Below are 21,805 nucleotides of genomic sequence, written 5' to 3' on the forward strand. Positions count from 1 at the left end.
TAAAGGTATTAAACTGTGTAACGCTCATCTTCTAAAATTTTTGCAGCGATTTCACGTTTCTTCGGAATTACGTTAAGTGGTGTGTGGCGAGTTAATTTACGTAATGATGATAACATCATGCGCAGCATGTCGCCGTTTTCAACTGCGATAAGTGTTTCTTTCGCATCTGCTTCGATTTCGTTGAATGCTTCTTGGCAGAATACTTCAGTGTATAACACTTTTTGTTTATTCTTTTCAAGACCAGTTGTTTTAATTGCTTTTTCTGTACGAAGAACAGCTGACTCCATTGCGTAAAGGTTACTTACGATATCAGCGATATTCACAAGAATTTCTTGCTCTTTATCTAATGCTTTACCGTATTTTTGAGCAGCTAATCCAGCTACCATTAAGCCAATTTTCTTCGCGTTAGTTACTAAATATTTTTGAAGTGCTAATGGCTCATCGCCTACTTCTTCTGGCATCATCATCATTAACTCTTCTTGTAATTTTTGTGCTTTTTGAAGAAGTGGTAATTCACCTTTCATCGCTTTACGTAAGAACGTACCTGGTACGATTAGGCGGTTAATTTCGTTCGTTCCTTCGAAAATACGGTTAATACGAGAATCGCGGTACATTCTTTCAATCTCGTACTCTGCCATAAATCCGTAACCACCGTGAATTTGAACACCTTCATCTACTGTATAATCTAGCACTTCAGAACCGAATACTTTATTTAAAGAGCACTCGATTGCATATTCAGCGATAGAAGCTGCTACTGCTTTACCGTCTTTTACTTCTTCTTCAGATAATGTGCTCATGCGGCTTTCGAATAAACCTACTGTACGATATACAGAGCTTTCAGCTGCATATGTTTTCGCTGCCATATTCGCAAGTTTCTCTTGAATTAATGGGAAGCGAGCGATTGGTTGTTTGAATTGTTGACGTTGATTTGCATATTGTGCTGAAATTTCTACTGCACGTTTCGCAGATCCAACTGTACCAACACCTAATTTATAACGGCCGATATTTAAAATGTTGAACGCGATAATATGGCCTTTACCGATTTCACCAAGTAAGTTTTCTTTCGGTACTAATGCATCTTCTAAAATTAACGTACGAGTTGAAGAACATTTAATACCCATTTTCTTTTCTTCTGGGCTTGTAGATACACCAGCATATTCTTTCTCTACGATAAATGCTGAGAAGTGCTCACCGTCTATTTTTGCGTATACGATAAATACGTCAGCAAATGCAGAGTTTGTAATCCATTGTTTTTCACCATTTAATACGTAATGCGTACCTTCTGCATTTAAACGTGCCGTTGTTTTTGCACCTAATGCGTCAGACCCTGAACCTGGCTCTGTTAATGCGTATGCCGCTAATTTTTCACCAGTTGCAAGTAATGGTAAATACTTTTTCTTTTGCTCTTCGTTACCGAATAATACGATTGGTAAAGATCCGATACCAACGTGAGCACCGTGAGTGATTGCAAAACCACCAGCGCGCGAGAATTTCTCTGCGATTAACGCTGAGCTTACTTTATCAAGACCAATTCCGCCGTACTCTTCTGGTACGTCAGCGCCTAGTAAACCAAGTTCACCAGCTTCTTTTAAAAGACGCACAGAACGATCAAATTCGTGTTGCTCTAAATATTCAAGCTCCGGAAGAACTTCATTTACGATAAAGTCCTCTGTCGTTTTTGCAATCATTTTATGCTCAGATGAAAAATCTTCTGGCGTAAACACTTGATCAATTGTAATTTCCTCTACTAAAAAGCTACCGCCTTTAACCGCATTTCCTACTGTTTTTTCCATGAAAATTTCCTCCTTCATATTTTCATAAGCCGCTTCTCTCATTTTGAAAGAAGCTGGCTCTCATTTTTATTTTTTATAAACCTTTGTTGCTTCCATTCTTTGCTTTAGCGCCCTCTTGTTCTGAGCGAGCCGCTTCCACTTTTTTTATAGTAATTCAAATACTCCCGCTGCTCCCATTCCGCCGCCGATACACATTGTTACGATACCGAATTGTTGGTTGCGGCGTTTCATTTCGTGAATAAGAGATAGTGTTAGTTTTGCTCCTGTACAGCCAAGTGGATGTCCAAGTGCGATTGCACCGCCGTTTACGTTTACTTTTTCTTCATCTAGACCAAGTTCACGAATAACTTGGATAGATTGAGAAGCGAATGCTTCATTTAGTTCAAATAGACCGATATCAGATAGCTCTAAACTAGCTAATTTTAACGCTTTCGGAATTGCAGCAATTGGGCCGATTCCCATTACTTCTGGTGGTACTCCAGCTACTGCGAATGAACGGAATTTTGCAAGTGGTTTCATGCCATCGCTCACTGCTTTTTCACGATCCATTAATAGTACAGATGCTGCACCGTCACTCATTTGTGAAGAGTTACCAGCCGTTACAGAACCGCGAACGTTAAATGCTGGACGTAATTTACCTAAAATGTCTAGCGTCGTCTCTGCTCTTACACCTTCGTCTTGTGCGAAAATGATTGTTTCTTCTTGCAGTTTGTTGTTTGATCCAACAGTACGTAATGTTACATCTACAGATACTGTTTCATCAGCAAAGTTCCCTGCAGCTAATGCTTTCGCAGCACGTTGATGACTTCTTACCGCGAATGCATCTTGCTCTTCACGAGAAATTCCATATTTCACAGCAACTTGCTCTGCTGTATGCCCCATACCCATATAATATTCTGGTGCTGCTTCTACAAGGCGACTATTCGGACGAACAACGTGTCCCATCATTGGAACTAAACTCATTGATTCCGCTCCGCCTGATAATACAGCTTCAGAGTGACCAAGCATAATGCGCTCTGCTCCGTAAGCGATACTTTGTAAGCCTGAAGAACAGTAACGGTTAATTGTAATAGCTGGAACATCGTAAGAAAGTCCTGCTAGCCCACCGATATTACGAGCCATATTTAAACCTTGCTCTGCTTCTGGCATCGCACAACCGAAAATTAAATCATCGATTGGTCCTTCATAATTCGCACGCTTTAACGTTTCTTTTACTACTAACGCCCCTAGATCGTCAGGACGAACTGTTTTTAATGAACCCCTCTTTGCTTTTCCAATTGGTGTTCTTGCTCCCGCAACAATGACAGCTTCTCTCATGAACGATATCTCCCCTCGTTATTAGTTACGTAATGGTTTTCCTTTTACAAGCATGTGCTGCATTCTTGCTTGTGATTTCATCTCACTTACTAAGCTAATAAATGCTTCACGCTCTACATCTAATAAATACTGCTCATCAACTTCTGTTCCGTACGGCACTTTTCCGCCCGCAATGACATATGCCAGTTTCTTCGCAATGTGCAGATCATGTTCAGAAATGTAACCTGATAAATGCATTGCCTCTGCACCAAGTACAAGCGCTGCATATCCTGTCTCACCAACAACTGGTATCTTTTTGCGGATAGGTGCTTTATAACCTGCTTCATATAAAGAAAGTGCTTTTTGTTTCGCATCATATAGTAAGTGATCACCATTCACACTAATACCGTCTTTATCGCCTAAGAAGTTGTTCGATACAGCTTCTTGTGCTGATGTAGAAACTTTCGCCATCGCTACAGATTCGAATACTTTATTCGCAACTTTTTGTAAGTCGAATTCTACACCGTTTGCCATTTTGTTTAAGTGTTTAATGTATAGCTCTTTATTACCGCCTCCGCCAGGGATTAAGCCAACACCTACTTCTACTAAGCCCATATACGTTTCGCTAGAAGCTTGAATGCTCGCAGCTGGTAAGCAAACTTCTGTACCGCCGCCAAGCGTCATACCATATGGCGCCGCTACAACTGGCTTAGAAGAGTACTTAATTTTCGTCATTGCATCTTGGAAGTTTTTCACAACCCACTCAATTTCGAAGTAGTTGTCGTCTTGTGCTTCCATTAAGATCATTGCAAGGTTCGCACCAACGCAGAAGTTCTTCGATTGGTTTCCGATAACAAGACCTTTATAATTTTTCTCTACTTCATCAACAGCGTAGTTAATCATTTGCGTAATATCCATACCGATTGCATTGCTCTTCGAATGGAATTCTAAGCAAAGGATACCATCGCCTAAATCAATTAAGCTCGCTCCGCTATTTTTCTTTAACACACCGTTTTTCTCTTTTAACTGCTTAAGAGAAATTGCTTTTTTGTTACGTTCGATTAGCTTATATTCACCATTGTCGTAATAGTAGCTATCGCCGTTATCATGTTTATAGAAAGTAGTGAAACCTTTCTCTACCATTTCTTTCACCCAAGTAGGAACAACTGCGCCGTTTTCTTCCATCTTTTGAACGGACTTTTCAACGCCGATTGCATCCCAAATTTCGAATGGTCCTTGCTCCCATCCGAAGCCCCATTTCATCGCTTGGTCAATTGCAACGATATCATCAGCAATTTCTTTATGAAGTTTTGCAGAGTATAAAAGAGTTGGTGTAATGATGTTCCATAACAACTCTCCTGCACGGTCTTTCGCGTATACAAGCGCTTTCAATTTATTCGCTAATCCTTTTTCTTGTTTACTTAACTCTACGGATGCAGCTTTTAATTTTTTGCGCGCTTCGTATTCCATCGTTTCAGGGTTTAATTCTAAAATTTCTTTTCCTTGTTTTAAGAAGAAGCCTTGACCTGTTTTGCTTCCAAGCCATTTTTTATCAAGCATGTCATGCATAAAAGCAGGTACTTTAAATACGTCGCGCTCTTCTTCTTGTACATTTTCATATACGTTATTTGCAACGTGTACAAATGTATCTAAACCAACAACATCTAATGTACGGAACGTTGCGCTCTTCGGACGACCAATTAATGGACCTGTTACAGAGTCAACTTCTCCAATGCTATAGCCACGCTTAATCATTTCTTGAAGCGTTACAAGCAATCCATACGTACCGATGCGGTTTCCAATAAAGTTTGGTGTGTCTTTTGCGATAACAACGCCTTTTCCAAGAACGTCTTCGCCAAATAGTTTCATGAAGCTTAATACTTGTGGATCAGTTTCTTTCGTCGGTATTACCTCTAGAAGTTTTAAATATCGTGGTGGGTTAAAAAAGTGTGTTCCTAAGAAGTGTTTCTGGAAGTCGTCTGAACGACCCTCTGCCATTTTTTCAACGGAAATGCCTGATGTATTTGAGCTCACAATTGAGCCTGGTTTACGAACAGCATCTACTTTTTCAAATAGTTTCTTCTTTATATCTAAGTTTTCAACTACTACTTCAATAATCCAATCTACATCAGCTAGACGCTCAAGATCATCTTCTAAGTTACCTGCTTCAATCAGTGCTAAATTTCCTTTCACTGTCAGAGGAGCTGGTTTTTGCTTTAATAGTTTTTGCACAGCCGTATTACTAAAACGATTTCTCACACTTTTATGTTCTAATGTAAGTCCCTTCGCTTCTTCTTCCTTCGTAAGCGCCGGTGGTACAATATCAAGCAATAATGTCGGAATACCAATATTAGCTAAGTGTGCCGCAATCCCTGAACCCATTACGCCTGAACCTAGAACAGCAGCCTTTTTAATTTGGAACATCCATTTCTCCCCCTATTCTTGAATGAATGCTCATTCAATTTTTCGACATAAGTCGCAATCAATGAGTGAGCCTCTACTAATAAATATATGATACAGTTTGAATTTTCGCAATATATTTATTGATAAAATTTTCTGAAATAAATATATTTCTTTCATTTGGCTATGCTATACATGTGTATTTTCTTCATTAAAATGCACTTTTCCTTTTTATGATCTGACGAAACTGGAGGAATATATATGGCAAAACTTAAGAAGAACCCTTCAAAAGCTGGAATTAGCGCAGCAAGTGTAACTGGAAATGCAGGTCCGCATAATCACGGTGTTGAAAAAGGGCGTCAAAGTAATAACCAACAATATAAGAAGCATAATATGGGCGAAAAATAACGCTATATTTTTGGGCAGAGAACGTGGCATAATGATTAATGGCTGCTTTTTCTGCCCAATTTATTTGTACATATGGAAAACAAAAGAGGGAACGACGATGAAACGAACAATAATTATGATTGTAATGATTGCCACACTATTTACAGGGATGATTTTCTTCTCTTATGCACAAAGGCAACAAGTTGTAAGAGCAGATCAGCCTAACATTACTGGGCAATACGGGATTACAATCGATGCAGACACAGGTGAAATTTTGTATGGAAAACGGGAAGATGAACGCTCTTATCCGGCTAGTATAGGGAAAATGATGACTACCTTACTCTTACTAGAAAATGTGAAAGAAGATGAAGAAATTACGGTTACAGAGAATGCGATTAAAACGGAAAGTCAAAGTAAGAAGATTAAGCTTCGCGCGGGTGAAAAATTAAAACGTGATGAGGCATTAAAACTTATGCTTATTATTAGTGCAGACCCAATCGCTGAGTCAATTGCAGAACATATCGCAGGATCAAAAAATGAGTTTGTGAAAATGATGAACGCTAGAGCGAAGGAACTTGGGACAAAACATGCGACTTTCAAAAACGCAAGCGGTGCTGATGCACTTGGAAATAAAGTATCACCATATGACATTGCTATTATTACGAAAGAAGCCTTGAAGTATCCGATCGTTTTAGAATATATGAATTCAATACATACAACACTACATACTTCAGAGCGATCTCCAAAAATCGCAAACTATGGACGAGAAGAACTATATGACGATCCATATGCGATTGGAAGTAAAAGCGGTTTATCAGCTCTCGGAAAATACACAGTCGTAACAGTTGATGAAAAAGACGGTAAACGCGTCATTAACGTCGTGTTATCTTCTACTCGTACGCAGCTATATCCTGATACGAAGAAAATGGCGCACTACGCATTTCAGCAATTAAAATAACCAAGGAGTATTTTCTCCTTGGTTATTTTTTGATCATACCTTTTAATACGAACGCAACGTTTGCTGGACGTTCTGCTAGACGGCGCATGAAATAGCCATACCAGTCGTTTCCATAAGGCACGTAAACGCGCATTTTGTAGCCTTCTTTTACTAGCTCAAGTTGACGCTCTGTACGAATACCAAATAACATTTGGAATTCAAATTGATCCCTTGGAATGTTGTGTTCTTCCGCAAGTTTTTTCGTATATTCAATAATCGCTTCGTCATGCGAAGCAATTGCAGTGTAATTTCCATTTAATAAGTGCATTTTAATAATTTTTTTATAATTGTCATCTACATCTTTCTTTTCCGGGAACGCTACTTCTTCAGGTTCTTTATAGGCCCCTTTTACAAGACGTAAATTAGGATTATAAGCGTTTAAATCTTCCATATCTTTTTCTGTACGATATAAGTAAGCTTGAATAACTGTACCAATATTATCGTATTCAGATTTTAATTGTTTAAAGATATCAATTGTTTTTCCGCAGCGCGTATAGTCTTCCATATCAATTGTAATAAACACACCATTTTCTTTTCCAGCTTCTAAAATACGGCGCATATTGTTCATTACGATTTCGTCAGAGATATCTAATCCCATAGAAGTCATCTTTAAAGAAAGCTGCGAATTAAGACCTTCTCTTCCAATTGCACGAATTGCTTCAATCGATTCGCTAGCCATTTCATTTGCTTCCGCTTCGTTATCAACGAATTCACCTAAATAATCGATTGTTACACAAAGACCTTGCTTATTTAATGCTTTAATTGCAGCTGTCGCTAATTCAATCGTTTCCCCTGCGACGAAGCGACCTGCACCAAAGCGTAAACCGTACTTTTTAGCCAGTTTTGTTAGCGCTTTATTTTTAGATAAGAAAAGAAACGAATTTCGCATTAATTGTTCCATGTAATTCACCCCTATGACTATAATTTATCTGTTTTTTACCCCTCTTCGAAATTATATCATTGTTTAAAATTATTTGATACAAATAATTATTTAGATAATTTATAAAATACTATCAAAACATTTAAAACCCTATATCCTCGTTTATAAATATGAAGAAAATATTTTTCGACATTCAGAAAAAACGGGTTTACTAAGGAAAAAATGAGCATGCCGAAAATATTCGACATGCTCACAAAACCATTTATATTTCATGTAAATTATATAAGGATATTAATAACAAAAACTTGAGGTAACATTATCTCAAGCCTTCTTACTTCTCATTTCGCTTCTCATCATTCAGCTTTTTAATATTCGTAATTAACTGTACCATCTCTTCTTTTGCATCTGGATACGTCTCATTCCAATGTTTCACTAAAGCTGGCATCGTCTTAGCCATATAAGAATATAGTGCCCATTTCTGTACCTGCTCTTTTCGCTCTTCGTTGCTCTCTCCAAGTAATAGTTCCGTGTATTTCTCTAGCAAACCATCAAACTGCTCATTAAACTTTTCACTCATCTTGTTTTCCTCCTATATGAAAAAAGCAGCGAAGATCGCTGCTTTTTCTTATAATTTTGATTGAACAGAGTTTAATTTCTTCTCCATCGTACTTACTTTATCACGGCGATCATCGATACGAATTGTTGTCGCAACGCGCTGTGCACCTTTCGTGTATGGAACTTCATGCATTTGTTGAATGACTTCTAAAATGACAGGAAGATCTCCTTCAATTACTGTATTCATCGGTGTTAATTGATACTTCACGCGATCAGCATTTTTCTCTAGTACCTTTTGTACTTCTGCTACATATTCACTAACACTTGGATTACCTGTTCCTACTGGAATAATCGATACATCAACAATTGCCATAATAATCTTCCTCCTATTACTGCTTCTTATATATCCATTGTCTATTTTACCGAAATTCTCATCATTTTACTAATACGTTACTCTTCTACTTTAAACTGCTCAACCAATCTTTCTAAGTCCTGCATATTCTCTGTCAAACTTTCCATCGTATGAGCTACTTTTTCTAAATGATTCACTTGTGACTCAGTTGCTGCATTTACCTCTTCAGAAACAGCCGCACTCTCTTGACTCGTGCTAGCAATTGTTTGCATAACTTCTGTAATTTCTTCTTGCTCGTGACCTATGTTATTTACCTCTTCTACAATTTTTTCAACTGAGGTACTAATAGTATTTACAACTGACATAATTGTGCGGAATTCTGTCTCCGCCTCTGTCGTAACTTTATTTTGTATATCCGCAATGTCTTTCAATTTGCTTACAACTTCTACAACTCGTTTTACTTCTAACTGCACATCGCTAATCATTATTGTAATCTCACCCGTTGCCTCTTTTGATTGTTCAGCTAATTTCCGAACCTCTTCCGCAACAACAGCAAAGCCCTTACCTTGCTCACCTGCACGTGCTGCTTCAATTGAAGCGTTTAAAGCCAGTAAATTCGTTTGATCCGAAAGACCTTTTATAAGTTCTACCACATTTTGAATCGATCCAACCCTTTGCTCTAACTTACCGGACGCTTCTTCCGTATGAACAACGATAGAAGATGATTGTTCTCTTGTACGAACTAAATTTCGCATCGTATTGAGTCCCTGCTTAGATGCTTCTTCCGCCTTACCAGTCACTCCCTTTATTTCACCAACGGAACTATTCATTTCTTCCATCGACTGCGCCATATTTTCAAGTTGCGCTGAAACCTCCTCTACACTATTAGCAAGAGTAGACGCGCCTCCGCTCACATCATCCATTGCACCTGAAACTTCTCTACTAGCTGCTACAGTTTCATTCGTTAAATAATGCAGATTGTGAGTCGATTTCTGTACTGTCGATACACTATTTTTAATTTTACTTACCATTTCATTCATTTGCTCAACCATATCATTAAAGTGAGTCGTAAGCATACCAACCTCATCTTTACTTGTCACCTTCATTTGTAGTGTTAAATCACCTTCCGCTACTTTTTGAACGTGATTTGTTAATAGTTGTAATGGTCTTGCTAATCTTCTTGAGAATACATACGAAGCTAATATTCCAATCAATAAACTTATACATGCCATTATAATAACTGTATTTCTTGTTTCTATTAGTAAGTTATCAATGGACTCTTTCGGATATACAATCCCGATTTTCCATTTCATCTTATCAAACAATTGACTATAGGCTACTACATCTTTTCCACCTAATGTCGCCGCTGCAAATTTCGTTTCATCTTTATTTAAACTTTTAACAAGTGGTTCTTTCGAAACATCTTTTCCTACTTTCTCCGGGTACACAATGGCAATATTTTTATCATTTATAACAAACATTTCTCCGCCATTATTATATTGAATATTATGGAGTAGCTTTTGAATCGTTCCTAGTGATACATCCATTGCTACAACACCTAACACAGAACCATCTTGTCCGACAATGGCTTTTGAAACTCCAATACTTAACTTACCCGTCGCGATTTCATATTGTGGTTCTCCCCAAATAGTCGATTCTGTATCTGCTTCTGACGCTTTATACCAAGGGCGACTCGTCGGATCATATCCGTCTGGAACTGTCCCACCATCTGCAAGATTTGCACTCAACGTTTTTTTATCTTTCGTCCCAATGTAGACATCTAAAATATCAGGATGATTCTTTTTAAACCTTGAAAATTCCTTTAAAATAAAACTCTCCTCTTCTGGAGTAACCCCATCTTGTAGCATGTTTTGAATATCATCATGAGATCCATAATGACCCATATCTTCTTCAATTCGCTGCATAAATGCAGTTAACTGCTCTGTCACAAGATCCATCGTATTTTCAGAATACTGGTCTAAGGAGTGCGTTTCTTTCTCTTTTTGCAATTGATACACAGCTGTACCTAATATTACAAACATCATAGAAATAAGTACCGAAAATACTACTGCAATTTTTAAACGTAAACTTCTCAACATATTCCCTCAAGCATCCCCTTCTCGGTAAAATCCAATCGTATTAATCACTATATTAAGTATAATAGATAAATAGGAAAGCTCAATCCATATAGTTTAAAAAATTGAAATTTATTCTCATTTCAATCAACTTACTTGTTATCTCAACACTTGTGTAAAAACAAATAGTTCATTATCCTTAACATATAATCTCATTCGTTCGGAGGGAACTATGCTACAAAAATTCGGTTTCTCACAATATGAAAGCCAAGCTTATGAAGTTGTCGTATCAAGCAATGACCCATTAGATGCAACAACTATCGTTAAACATTCAGGTGTTCCAAAAGCAAAAATATACGAAGTGTTAGCACGACTCATTGATAAAGGGATGGTAATGGATTCTGTTTCTGAAAAGAAAAAATTGTATACAGCATTACCACTCAAGCTAGCAATTGAAAAGTTAACGACAGAATTCCAATCTAATATTAAAGAACTTGAAAATAATATTTCTAAAAAATCATTTACAGATGACCGCGTTTGGAGTTTAAAAATGCAGTCTTCTATTAAAGTACAAAGTAGGCAACTTGTAGAAGATGCAAAAGAATCCATACGCATCTCCGCATGGAACGATACCCTTTTAGAATATCTTCCTTTACTAGAACAAAAAGCAAAACAAGGCGTCCAAGTCGAGTCCCTCATAGTTGGAAAAGTGGAAACTGACTTAGAAAACATGCATTTTTTAATCCCAGCTCAAGAACCTAACGCATTAGAGCGTTATTTACTACTCATCGTTGACGATCGTGAAATTTTATTTGCTGGTGTAGAGCAAGAATCATGGCAAGCGATGAAAACAATGTCACAACCTTTCGTGAAGTTCTTTACGGAGTTCTTCTATCATGACGTTGCACTTGCGAAGATTACAGAGAAGCACCATGACCTCTTTATGCAGGATGAAGAAATTAAGGAATTGTTGATGAAGTTGAGGTATTAACAAATCCCAAAATCGATTCTACCATTTGAATAGATAATATAATTTCCCATACAAAAAAAGCTGTACCAAACGGAGTTTTACATACTCATTTGGTACAGCTCTTTTTTACGCTTTCGCTAATTTAATTTTATGTAGTTGGTTTTTCGGATGGTTTTGATTTGTAAATACAGAACGTTCATTTTACGATTTTTTTTGCTCCTTTATCTCCCTCAAAAGCTCAATAATCTTCTCATTTTGCTCTACTTGTTTCTCAGAATTTTGATAGATGAAACGAATCCATCTAAATACAAAAACAATCACAAATAACGGAAGTACTGTGAATATAAAACCAATAATTGAATAATCCATATACTATCACCTCGCTATATACTTCCTTCTCCATTTCTCTACTAACCCCTGTATTTTTTTACACACAAAAAAAAGAACCTATCAAACGATAGATTCTTCTTTCCTAAGCTGATTCGAGCGTCCTCTCGTAATAGAGAAAATCGCACAAAGCAGTGCCAATATAATGAAAACGCCGCCTACCCAAGCGTTATATATAACAGATGATTTCTCAATAACAACTCCGCCTACTGTTGAACCGAGCGCAATTCCTAAATGAAGTGCAGAGTTATTTAAACCTTGCTGAATACCAGCTGATTCTGGCGCAATTTCAATTAAATAGTTTTGCTGTGCTGGCGAAATTGCCCAGCTCAGCATACTCCAAAGACCCATCATAATAATGAAGAGCGGGAATGAGAATGTCATCATCGGCAACATAAAGATTGCACATCCAAATACGATAATGATGGAAATAATACTTTTCTTCGATCCCCATTTATCAGCAAGCCAGCCGCCAAGGCCACCTCCAAGTACCGCTGCAATTCCGAAAATGAAGTAAAACACACTAATCCAATTTGCTTCAACATGCATCACATCTTTTAAAAACGGTGTTAAATATGCGTATAGCGTTAAATGTCCTGTTAAAAATAAAAATGATGTTAACTGTGCACTTACAATTTTTTTATCCTTTAACGTAGCAATTTGTTCTCTTATTGATAATACCGATGTCGCTGGTACTTTCGTTAAGAACAACGAAATACAAGCAATCGCCATAACCGTTAATATTGAAATTAATACAAATGGTGCACGCCATCCATATGCATTTCCGAGCACAAGACCTAGCGGTACTCCAAGTACGAGTGATCCACTAATACCCATGAAAATGATTCCAATTGCACGCGCACGGAAATGCGGCTCTACTACACTAGAAGCAAGTGTTACCGATAGTGCAATAATAAGCGATCCACTCGCTGCACAAATTACCCTCGAGAACATTAACATCTCGTAATTCACACTAAATGCCGAAATGATATTTCCAATTAAGAAAATTGATAATGCCACAACATACAATTTCTTTCTTTCAAACTTGCCTGTTAATGCTAATAAAACCGGCCCTGATAGAGCGAATACTACTGAAAATATTGTAATAAGCTGACCAGCTGCACTAATCGACACACCTAAATCATTAGCAACTAAATCAAGCGTTCCTCCTATAATTAGCTCAACCGTTCCGACTACGAAAGCCGCAATAGCTAAAATATATACACGAAAATTCAAGCCTTTCCCCACACTTTCTCTTTTGGTTACTACCATTATAGTAATCAAAAGAGAAAGTGGACGCAAGTACAAATTTTTTTATAGCAAAAAAGCAGGCGTATAATACGCCTGCCCTTCAATCATTAAACTCCAGTTTCTTTCTTCTTATTTAAGTACCAATATACCGGAAGTCCAGTAAATACAATTCCAATTGATAAGAAGCAGCTTACCGGATCGTTAATAATTGCACTTCCAAGTACAAACAATGACCCTAAAATCGCAACGATTGGTACAATCGGGAATAACGGTACACTATATGCACGCTCTTTATCCTTGTTACGTCTTCGTAAAATGAAGACACCAATAAACGTCATTACGTAGAAAATATAAATAATGAATACGGAAATCTCAGATAGCTTATTCGGATCACTAATAAGCATTAAAATAATTCCTAAAATGATTTCAACAGTAATCGCATTTGCTGGTGTTTTAAATCTCGAATTTTCTTTTGCAATAAACTTAGAAAACGGAAGGTGTCCACGCTCTGCCATCGACATCGGAATACGTGGGAACGTTAAAATCTTTCCATTTAAACAACCGAAAATAGAAATGATAATACCGATACTAATAATTTTCCCGCCATATTCTCCAAGTAACATACCCGCAGCTGTCGCTGTTGCATTTTCTCCAAGGTCTACAATTTTCGCTGCTGGTAATACATTTAATAACGCTAAGTTAATTAACACGTAAGCAGCTGTTACAATTAAAATCCCAACTGTCATTGCCTTCGGTAATAACTTTGTTGGGTTCTTCATTTCTCCGCCAATAGAAGCGAGTAAAATCCAGCCATCATAGGCAAATAAAGTTGCTAAAATTGCCATCCCGATACTTTGATTTTCTGATATCGGTACAACTACGTTGAAGATATCACTATTCCCTTTCCAAAACCCTAGCACAACAATTAATATAATTGGGATCATCTTCCCAACTGTCGTAACCGTTTGGACGATGCCCCCATATTTTGTTCCCAAACTATTTATAACGCCTAGGAACACAACTGTTCCAATTGCGATTGGTAAATTCCAGACTTTATCTAAATAGAAAAAATTAATCATTAAAGAACTAAAATACAAACCTAACGTTCCAATAATAGCTGGCCCATAAACAATTGTTTGCATCCAGCCAGATAAATACCCCCAAAAACTTCCGTAAATCTCCTCTAAATACGTATACAACCCACCATTTTTCGGAATTTGCGCTCCAATTTCGGCTACTGTTAAACCACTTGCTAACGTCAACAGACCACCAATTACCCAAGCAAGAATAGCCATATTAGAACTCCCTGAGTAATCTAATACGCTCCCTGGTTTCATAAACACACCAGACCCAATAATAGTTCCTACTACGATAGAAAGTGCTACTGTTAAACCAATTTTGTTTTTCTCATCATGATGCATGCTGCGTATCCTCCTTCCAATTCTAGTGTGATGCAAAAATGAAATAAAAAAACACTCCTCCCTAAAAAAGGGACGAGTGTTGTATTCGTGGTTCCACCCTTGTTTCAATTAGTAAAGTGACACACTTCACCAATTTCTCAAGTCTAAATAACGGTTTTTGCCGGCATGCAATTACTAGATATCCGTTCACTGCTGCAGTTCAGAGGTGGTAATCGATTTTCCCGTATTAGGAAGCTCACAGCCAAAGGCCTCCCTCTCTGATAATCGTAAAAAACTGATCATATCCTCATCATCACTTCTTGATGTCGAATTTTGTAGTTGTTTCCCATTATATTGAATTGTTATAAAAAATCAATATATTTTTTATATAACATAAGAAACATTTCTCTTCTTATATTATAACAGAAGTTCCGACACTTCTCTAATTCCCTAAAAATGGTATAATTCATGTAGGAGGTGTACTAATAATGATTGCTATTTTTTGTATCATCGCTACTGTTCTTTCTTTTATATTCGCTATCATGTATCGATATAAGTATCCTGGTTATAGCATTTTAGCGGTAGCTATTATACCAGCTGCTTCCTTCTACGTATTAGGTAAATACCAATATACTGAAGTGTTTATCGGTTTTGCAATCTTCTACTGCATCTTTGGATACATACTAACAATGAAAAGAATTTCAATGAATCATTAAAAGGGACCGATTTCTGCTTACAGAAATCGGTCCTCGCATTTGTCGTATGTACCTTTCGGTTGCCCACACGAAAGATACTACATAGTTCAATTATTTATCATCTTTTTTCATAAAAAATTTATGATTTGGAAGATCCACATTTAAATCTGCTAATTGTTTCTTTTCCTTTTCTAGAATCGCTTTCGCTTTTTCTTTTGTCGTCTCATCTAAGTTTGCAAAGATGTCTTCATGCTTCCCTTTCTCTGGAAGATTCACACCTAGTTTTGTCAATTCTTCTTTCGCTTGCTCGCGAGTTAATTTCCCGGACTTTTCTTGCTCAAAAATGGACTTCGCTTTTTCTTTTGTCGCCTCATCTAGATTCGCGAACATATCACCGTGCTTCCCTTTCTCTGGGAATTTCACACCTAGTTCTTTCAACTTCGCTTTCGCTTGCTCACGAGTTAGTGTTCCAGACTTTTCTTGCTTCAAAATTGCTTCCGCTTTTTCTTTTGTCGCCTCATCTAAATTCGCGAACATGTCACCATGCTTCCCTTTCTCTGGAAGCGTTACGCCTAATTCTTTCAATTTCTCTTTCACTTGCTCATGCGTTAATGCTCCGGACTTTTCTTGCTCAAAAATGGACTTCGCTTTTTCTTTTGTCGCCTCATCTAAATTCGCGAATATATCTTTGTGCTCACCTTTCTCTGGGAATTTCACGCCTAGCTTTGTTAATTCCTCATTTGCTTGTTCGCGAGTTAATTTCCCGGATTTTTCTTGCTCTAGAATCGACTTTGCTTTTTCTTTCGCCTGATCATCTAGTCCTGCAAACATTTCCTTGTGCTTACCCTTCTCTGGGAATTTCACACCTAATCCCTCTAACTGTTTCTTTGTATCATCCATAATCGTTTTTACTTTTTGTTTTGTTGCTTCATCTAAATTCTTCTTCGCAGTTCCTTTTGTAACTTGCTCAGCTGCTGGAGTATTAGTTGCCGCAAACGCTGGTATACCAGCTCCTCCTATAATTCCAAGTGATAAAGCACCTGCAATTGCTAAATATCCAACTGTTTTCTTCTTCATAGGAAATTTCCTCCTTCATATTTCTAAAGCATGTACACTTTCGTATACAATGCCAATAGTAATGTTGGTTTCTTAAAATTTCCTTAACGATTTAAATAAAAAACACCGCTCATCACGAGCGGCGTTTATCTAAGCTTTTTGTAATTGTAATTCTTCACGTTCCATTACTTTTCTTAATACAATTGTTTGTGTCATTGTAAATAAGTTACCTGTAATCCAATATAGCACAAGTCCTGATGGCGCCGCAAATCCCATAAATAGAATCATTGCAGGCATCATAATTTGCTGTATTTTCAGCATTTGAACTTGTTCTCCAGGCGTTACATTTGATTGGAACACCTTCATTTGAATAAATGTTGTTAACGCTGCGATAATCGGTAATATATGATATGGATCTGCATGTCCTAGGTTCACCCATAAAAATGAAGATGTACGAATCTCTTCAGTTCGGCTAATCGCATAATACAAAGCAGAGAAAATCGGCATTTGTATAAAGATTGGCCAGCACCCAGCTAACGGATTCCAACCGCCTGATTTCATTAGTTCTGACATTTCTTTTTGATACTGCTTTTGTTTTTCAAGATCTTTACCCACATCACCGTATTTCTGTTTCAGCTTCTGTAATTCAGGTTGCATTTTTTTCATTTTCGCTTGGCTACGATATTGTGAAACAGCTAATGGAATCATTGCTGAACGAATAACGAGCGTCATGATAATGATGGCAATCCCGAAGCTAGCACCAGGTATATGATGAGCAACAAATTGAATCATAAATGAGATTGGATATACGAAATAATGGTTCCAAATTCCCGTACTATGTGAATCAATTGTACCTGCATTACTGCAGCCAGATAAAATAAAAACAAGTAATAATGATAAACTAATGAGCCTAGCTCGGTATGATTTTAACATGTTCATTCCTCCAATGTTTCGTAATTAATTAGCGAAACATTGGTGTATACGGACCTACCTCGTCACTCTCTCCACTCGATTCTTGTCTGCGGACAGAACGAATCATTCCATATTTATAAAAAATAGAAAATAGCGGTACATTTCTTGTACCCTCTTCACACGTATCTACTAGTTTAAAAGCTCTCTGTCTACCGCTCGATGCTTGCTGACGCACAAAGCGAGAAACGTTAGCAAGAAAAAAGACTTCTAATACACAAAGCGCTGTCGTTACAAACGATATATATAGAATTGCATCCTGCAATAAAAATTCCATCGCTTCACATCCTTAATAAAGTCATTTTAGCATATTCAGCAAACATTCTCTATTTCCTTTTGTTCTCAAAAGTTTTTTTGCATATTTCCTCAAAAAATTATGCTAGAAAACCAATGTATTCGCTTTCTTTAGTATATTCACACGTATCTTTGAATAGGTTTAATTTGTTAGAAATTTATAAAATTTTTGCATTATAATAAAACTATTGCCAGTTTTTGAAAAAAGCTTTATTCTCTTCTTGTAATCAAAAATGAATATGGAGATGAAACATACTATGGGTCAACTAGGAGACGCCGATTACGTTCCCGACACCGCCTTTTTATCCTTCCCAGCAGCTAAAACATTTCATTTAGAATTTATCATACAGTTAGTTGTTATTTTTATAGCTTCTATTTTGTATGCAATTTCTATGAATATGTTTTTTATCCCGCATAATATGATTAGCGGTGGGTTCGCTGGTGTAGGGATGATTATCGGTTATTTAATGCACTACAATATCGGAGCACTTATCTTTTTACTAAACATTCCGCTTCTTATTTTAAGTCACTTTTACTTAGGAAAGAAGACAACCTTTTTAACGGCATACTTTGTGGCTGTATCATCTTTAGCGATGAACATTATCCCAGTACACCAAGTTTCAGATGATATTTTGCTGTCTTCTGTATTCGGTGGTGTCATCTGCGGTGCTGCCTCAGGGATCATATTCCGATTTGCTTCTTCAACAGGTGGTTTTGATGTTGTTGGATTGATTGTAGCGAAACATCGCGATGTTTCAATTGGAGCAATCATCTTTGGATTCAACTTAATCTTACTTGTTGCAGCAGGATTTATTTTCGGATGGGATATTACGCTTTATACGTTAATTAGTCGGTTTGTAGTCAGCAAAGTAATTGATGCCGTGCATACAAAACATATTAAATTAACGATAATGACAATTACAGAAAAAGGTGAGGAAATAAAAAGCTCACTATTACATCACGGCATACGTGGCGTAACAATGGTAGATGCTGTCGGCGGCTATACAAACCATAAGAAAAAAATGATTTACACTGTCGTAACTCGCTACGAGTTGGGCGAAATGAAACGTATTATCCGCCAAGTGGATAATAAAGCATTTATGAACATTACTGAAACAGTTGAAATTGTCGGCCGTTTCAAACGTATATAAAAAGGCGCAAGGAACTACAATTCCTTGCGTTTTTTATTTTTTACACTTATTACAAAATCAGATAATTCTATTATTGTATCACTAAATATGTTATAATAAAACTAGACTTACAAAAAAGAGTATATAGACTTGGAAGTTTCTCTTATTTTTATAAGCAAAAAGAAACGAGCAGTCGGGTATATTTCAGACACCATACACGTAACGGTTTAAAAAAACCGATCATCTTAGTTATTCTTCACTGATCTTTTTATAAAAGATACGTACAACTAAAATTCACTTCAATATACTATACCTACCTTTTTGACTTCCAAATCATCTTATTACATAAGGAGATGAACATATGAATCAATATATACGATACACACTAGCTGTCCTATTTGCGATCGTCGGCGGCGTGATCTGTTTCTGGACAAACACAGAGCTTGGAGAGAATATCATTTTTAATGGAATCGAAACCCTTGTAAGCGCTTCGATTTTAGGCGGATACATTTTCTTCCTCTTCAATCCAGAAGAAAATGCTCAAAAAACAATGTTATTAACAATGATCGGAATCGTTGGTGGATGTATTTCCTACTCAATGACAAACTATACATTACCACTTCAATTAAGCTCAGCTTTCTTCCATGGTCTATGGACTTGGTTTATCGCATTCTGCCTAGCAGACGTATTCAACCTATTACAAGACCACGAAGAAGAAAATGGTCAACAAATTGAAAGTAACTCTTAAGCTGGAAGATACTCTTCCAGCTTTTTTATTTTTACTGACTACTTTTGGATACCCCACCCGGAATTCGAAATGAAACATGTGCCCCACCTCGCACCTTGCTATTTTCTACCTGTATTATGCCGCCATGCTTCTCAACAATTGTCTTGGCAATATATAACCCGAGCCCAAAATGCTCCTTGCTTCCTGAACGCGACTGATCTCCCTGATAAAAACGCTGCAATACTTTCTTCAAATCCCCTTCTTGAAAACCAAGTCCTGAATCATATACATGAAACTCTACTGCGCCATGCCAAGCACATACTTTAACAAGCATCTTCCCTGACACCGGCGTAAACCGAACTGCATTCATCACGATATTATCCATTACTTGACTGATCCGCTCTTGATCAAATACTAAGTTTTGTACACCCTCATTATTTTCAAAGGTAACGTCCCACTCAATCTCTTTTTTCCTAGCTATACATTCATATTCTTCTAGTTTTTTAAGAAAGAATGGGGTTATATGCACTTTATTTAAACGTAATTGAAACGAGAAACTTTCTAACTCATTTACTGTTTGGAACTCCTCAAGAAGTTTTGTCATTCTGTTTGTATTTCGTTCAATCGTTTGTAAATACCGATGTAACAAGTCTTCATTTTTCCATAAGCCACTTTGCAAACCTTCTGTATGACCTTGTACAATCGTTAGCGGCGTTTTCAAATCATGAGAAATAGCTCTAATATATTCTCTTCTTTCTTCTTCTAACTCCCATTGCCGTGATAAACTTGTTGCTAATGCTGCGCGCATATTTTCAAACGAACCGACTAACTCACCAATTTCATTTTTCGCGTTGTATTCTAAATGAAAATCTAAATCCTGCTCTTGAATTCTTTTTGAAGCCTCTGATAATTCAGCGAGTGGTTTCTTTATTCTTTTTCCCATTCGGTTTGAAACAATATAAGATAAAATTGTAATGTATATAAAGGGCGAAGCTAAAAATAAGATTACAAACAAGGAGTCAACTGCCGAAGCAGTAGACATTGTCAAATGATAATTAAGTCCTATCGCTCCCCGTAGCTCCCCAGTCTTATCAACTAAAGGCAGATATGTCGTAACTTCAGTATCATCTTCTTCCTCATGAATATTCGTATTAATAACACTCAAAATTGGTCTCTCATTTGTTATTAACTTCTTTTTATATGTACCATAAGAAATATCTCCTTGCCTATTAACAATTTGATATTTAATTCCCTCTTTAGGGATAATTTTCTCTAATTCATTTCGCTCTTTTTCATTTAACAATAGGGCTCCTTTATCTTTTACATATTCTTTTATCATAGGAATTTTTTGTTCATAATAATTTGCAGGAAATACTTTTCCACTCTTCGTTAGCCAATACCAACCACTAGCTGCCGTTAAAACTGTCAGTATTAAACTACCAATTAAAACTATTAAAAAGCCAATTACTAGCTGTTGTTTAATCCTTAACCTTTGCATCAATTCTGTACACTCCACTTATATCCAATTCCCCACACAGTTTGAATATATGTATATTGTCTATCATATACACTAAGCTTTGTTCTAATTTTCTTTATATGCTCAACTACAGTAGAGACATCACTTTCACTATCATATCCCCAAATCTTTTCAAACATCTGCCCTTTCGTCAAAACTTGGCCAGCATGAAGTGCTAACATTTTCACAACTTCATACTCCTTTTTTGTAAAGTGAATTTTTTCTTTACCTAATAGTATTTCATAACTCTGCAAATCTATTACTAAATCGCCATAACGCATTAAATTCTTTTGCCCCATCATTTGCAATTCTGTCGTACGGCGCAAATTAGCAACAATTCTAGCTTTCAACTCTTTTAAACTAAACGGCTTATTAATATAATCGTCTCCACCAATCAATAAACCTTCTATACGAGACCGTTCACTACTATCCGCACTTAAAAATAATATAGGGCATGCATAAGACTCTCTCATCTTCTCGCACACTTTAAATCCATTCATATCAGGCAACATAACATCTAAAATAATGAGATCCACGCTACTATCTAATTTTTTCAAAGCTTCTTCACCACTTAATGCACTTCTTACTTCATAGCCTTCCATGGCAAGACTGTCTTCAATAAATGTAAGAATATCTGGCTCATCGTCTACAAGTAGTATTTTGTCCGCCACAGTA

At 36.9% G+C, this 21,805-nt stretch carries 21 protein-coding genes, 1 pseudogene and 1 other annotated feature; of the genes and pseudogenes, 6 read left to right on the forward strand and 16 right to left on the reverse strand.

The annotated features are described in order from the left end of the window. Positions 1-8: 8 nt before the first annotated feature. From ABH960_RS00545 to ABH960_RS00555, 3 genes are all read right to left on the reverse strand, one after another. On the reverse strand, positions 9-1,793 hold the full coding sequence (locus ABH960_RS00545; protein ID WP_016102228.1) for an acyl-CoA dehydrogenase family protein: 1,785 nt from the start codon (positions 1,791-1,793) through the stop codon (positions 9-11). A 144-nt stretch (positions 1,794-1,937) separates the two neighbouring features. After that, positions 1,938-3,110, reverse strand: coding sequence for an acetyl-CoA C-acetyltransferase (locus tag ABH960_RS00550; protein ID WP_404441934.1), 1,173 nt, complete (start codon positions 3,108-3,110; stop codon positions 1,938-1,940). Between the two features lie 21 nt (positions 3,111-3,131). Beyond that, the gene (locus ABH960_RS00555) at positions 3,132-5,513 is read right to left on the reverse strand and encodes a 3-hydroxyacyl-CoA dehydrogenase/enoyl-CoA hydratase family protein (protein ID WP_404441936.1); all 2,382 of its coding nucleotides are present in this window, start codon (positions 5,511-5,513) and stop codon (positions 3,132-3,134) included. Between the two features lie 237 nt (positions 5,514-5,750). Between ABH960_RS00555 and ABH960_RS00560 the strand changes: the two genes are divergently transcribed. Both ABH960_RS00560 and ABH960_RS00565 read left to right on the forward strand, forming a co-directional pair. Beyond that, positions 5,751-5,897 carry a YuzL family protein gene (locus ABH960_RS00560; RefSeq protein ID WP_002034611.1) on the forward strand — a complete coding sequence of 49 codons (147 nt, stop codon included), beginning with the start codon at positions 5,751-5,753 and terminating at the stop codon, positions 5,895-5,897. Between the two features lie 97 nt (positions 5,898-5,994). After that, positions 5,995-6,834: a D-alanyl-D-alanine carboxypeptidase family protein gene (locus tag ABH960_RS00565; RefSeq protein WP_033713142.1), complete on the forward strand. Its 840-nt coding sequence runs from the start codon at positions 5,995-5,997 to the stop codon at positions 6,832-6,834. A gap of 22 nt (positions 6,835-6,856) precedes the next feature. Here the strand turns inward: ABH960_RS00565 and ABH960_RS00570 are convergent, their stop codons facing one another. The 5 genes and pseudogenes from ABH960_RS00570 to ABH960_RS00590 form a co-directional block, all read right to left on the reverse strand. Next, positions 6,857-7,774, reverse strand: a complete 918-nt coding sequence (locus ABH960_RS00570; RefSeq protein ID WP_002112697.1) for a proline dehydrogenase family protein — start codon at positions 7,772-7,774, stop codon at positions 6,857-6,859. Between the two features lie 310 nt (positions 7,775-8,084). Beyond that, entirely contained in the window at positions 8,085-8,330 is a 246-nt protein-coding gene (locus ABH960_RS00575; protein ID WP_001290599.1) for a YusU family protein, read from the reverse strand. A gap of 48 nt (positions 8,331-8,378) precedes the next feature. Next, a complete protein-coding gene (locus ABH960_RS00580) occupies positions 8,379-8,681 on the reverse strand; it encodes an MTH1187 family thiamine-binding protein (RefSeq protein ID WP_002089423.1) in 303 nt (100 codons plus the stop codon). Positions 8,682-8,758: 77 nt separating this feature from the next. Beyond that, complete coding sequence (locus ABH960_RS00585) at positions 8,759-9,712, reverse strand: methyl-accepting chemotaxis protein (protein WP_404442595.1); 954 nt, start codon at positions 9,710-9,712, stop codon at positions 8,759-8,761. Further along, a pseudogene (locus ABH960_RS00590) lies at positions 9,707-10,759 on the reverse strand (cache domain-containing protein); the annotation flags it as partial. The gene ABH960_RS00585 and the pseudogene ABH960_RS00590, both read right to left, overlap by 6 nt. A 208-nt stretch (positions 10,760-10,967) precedes the next feature. On the opposite strand from ABH960_RS00590, the gene ABH960_RS00595 reads away from it, so the two are divergent. After that, entirely contained in the window at positions 10,968-11,726 is a 759-nt protein-coding gene (locus ABH960_RS00595; protein WP_404441940.1) for a TrmB family transcriptional regulator, read from the forward strand. A 180-nt stretch (positions 11,727-11,906) separates the two neighbouring features. On the opposite strand, the gene ABH960_RS00600 is transcribed toward ABH960_RS00595, so the two are convergent. From ABH960_RS00600 to ABH960_RS00610, 3 genes are all read right to left on the reverse strand, one after another. Next, positions 11,907-12,074 carry a hypothetical protein gene (locus tag ABH960_RS00600; protein WP_404441942.1) on the reverse strand — a complete coding sequence of 56 codons (168 nt, stop codon included), beginning with the start codon at positions 12,072-12,074 and terminating at the stop codon, positions 11,907-11,909. 81 nt (positions 12,075-12,155) lie between these two features. Beyond that, positions 12,156-13,340, reverse strand: a complete 1,185-nt coding sequence (locus ABH960_RS00605; protein ID WP_404441944.1) for an MFS transporter — start codon at positions 13,338-13,340, stop codon at positions 12,156-12,158. Between the two features lie 110 nt (positions 13,341-13,450). Further along, positions 13,451-14,764 carry an APC family permease gene (locus ABH960_RS00610; RefSeq protein WP_002167429.1) on the reverse strand — a complete coding sequence of 438 codons (1,314 nt, stop codon included), beginning with the start codon at positions 14,762-14,764 and terminating at the stop codon, positions 13,451-13,453. A 65-nt stretch (positions 14,765-14,829) separates the two neighbouring features. Next, positions 14,830-15,066: a binding site (T-box leader), on the reverse strand. A 165-nt stretch (positions 15,067-15,231) separates the two neighbouring features. Between ABH960_RS00610 and ABH960_RS00615 the strand changes: the two genes are divergently transcribed. After that, on the forward strand, positions 15,232-15,459 hold the full coding sequence (locus ABH960_RS00615) for a hypothetical protein (protein ID WP_002015964.1): 228 nt from the start codon (positions 15,232-15,234) through the stop codon (positions 15,457-15,459). Positions 15,460-15,549: 90 nt separating this feature from the next. Here ABH960_RS00615 and ABH960_RS00620 read toward each other — a convergent pair whose 3' ends face one another. The 3 genes from ABH960_RS00620 to ABH960_RS00630 all read right to left on the reverse strand — a co-directional run bounded on the left by ABH960_RS00620 (position 15,550) and on the right by ABH960_RS00630 (position 17,740). Beyond that, entirely contained in the window at positions 15,550-16,515 is a 966-nt protein-coding gene (locus ABH960_RS00620; protein WP_404441947.1) for a hypothetical protein, read from the reverse strand. Positions 16,516-16,644: 129 nt separating this feature from the next. Further along, entirely contained in the window at positions 16,645-17,427 is a 783-nt protein-coding gene (locus tag ABH960_RS00625; RefSeq protein ID WP_404441949.1) for a membrane protein insertase YidC, read from the reverse strand. Between the two features lie 28 nt (positions 17,428-17,455). Continuing rightward, a complete protein-coding gene (locus tag ABH960_RS00630; protein ID WP_002015967.1) occupies positions 17,456-17,740 on the reverse strand; it encodes a hypothetical protein in 285 nt (94 codons plus the stop codon). 274 nt (positions 17,741-18,014) lie between these two features. Between ABH960_RS00630 and ABH960_RS00635 the strand changes: the two genes are divergently transcribed. Together ABH960_RS00635 and ABH960_RS00640 are read left to right on the forward strand one after the other, a co-directional pair. Beyond that, on the forward strand, positions 18,015-18,908 hold the full coding sequence (locus ABH960_RS00635) for a YitT family protein (protein ID WP_000530031.1): 894 nt from the start codon (positions 18,015-18,017) through the stop codon (positions 18,906-18,908). A gap of 340 nt (positions 18,909-19,248) precedes the next feature. Then, positions 19,249-19,635, forward strand: coding sequence for a DUF3938 domain-containing protein (locus ABH960_RS00640; RefSeq protein WP_002015968.1), 387 nt, complete (start codon positions 19,249-19,251; stop codon positions 19,633-19,635). Between the two features lie 31 nt (positions 19,636-19,666). Here the strand turns inward: ABH960_RS00640 and ABH960_RS00645 are convergent, their stop codons facing one another. Next, a complete protein-coding gene (locus ABH960_RS00645) occupies positions 19,667-21,112 on the reverse strand; it encodes a sensor histidine kinase (RefSeq protein ID WP_404442599.1) in 1,446 nt (481 codons plus the stop codon). Next, positions 21,112-21,801, reverse strand: coding sequence for a response regulator transcription factor (locus ABH960_RS00650; protein WP_404441951.1), 690 nt, complete (start codon positions 21,799-21,801; stop codon positions 21,112-21,114). The genes ABH960_RS00645 and ABH960_RS00650 overlap by 1 nt, the downstream gene beginning before the upstream one ends. Between the last annotated feature and the right edge of the window lie 4 nt (positions 21,802-21,805).

The organism is Bacillus sp. RC252 (assembly GCF_044909215.1).
GTDB lineage: Bacteria > Bacillota > Bacilli > Bacillales > Bacillaceae_G > Bacillus_A > Bacillus_A mycoides.